The sequence below is a fragment of the Vibrio sp. 10N.286.48.C11 genome (assembly GCF_041469805.1).
GTDB lineage: Bacteria > Pseudomonadota > Gammaproteobacteria > Enterobacterales > Vibrionaceae > Vibrio > Vibrio crassostreae_C.
In genome coordinates, this window is sequence record NZ_JBFRLK010000046.1 from 87,717 (window position 1) to 88,241 (window position 525).

Consider the following 525-nt stretch of genomic DNA (forward strand, 5'->3'; position numbering starts at 1 on the left):
CGAATAGACGAATAGACGAAGCCGTCGCTTTAAAGCTGCGGCTTCGCATCTTTTCATATTAATTAAAACTCTTGTCTGAAGTAATTTTTGCTAAACCAGCAATCAACTTCCAAAGCGTGTAGATCGCGGCAACAAGAAGAACAACATAGCCAATAACAAAAACGGCTGTTAGAGCGCCAATGATAGTAAGCACAATCGAAACAAAGAATGTTTTGGTGATGTTGTCGTAGTGATCCGCAAAGACAGTCCCTTGAGCATCGGACTTTTTAACGATGCCCCAAATACCACCTGCAAGAAAACTAATACCAGTAAAGAAGCCTAATAGCATTAACGCATACGCGATGATGGCATGAGTTTTTGCATTTTTGTCCTTCTCTGAGAGCCCCGTATTAATTACTTCAGTATTTTCCATGTGATTGATTCCTAGGTTAATTTAATCACGCACATGATACGGTATTATCTTGTTGATGGTCACGAATTAGTTGCTTGTTGCATATGTTACATGCTTGCGTATTTCGGTGATTG

The 525-nt window shown here is 39.8% G+C and carries 1 protein-coding gene; it reads right to left on the reverse strand.

What is annotated here, in order from left to right; translation table 11 throughout:
• Positions 1 to 58: 58 nt before the first annotated feature.
• A complete protein-coding gene (locus AB4209_RS12860; RefSeq protein WP_017068500.1) occupies positions 59 to 412 on the reverse strand; it encodes a membrane protein in 354 nt (117 codons plus the stop codon).
• Positions 413 to 525 lie beyond the last annotated feature (113 nt).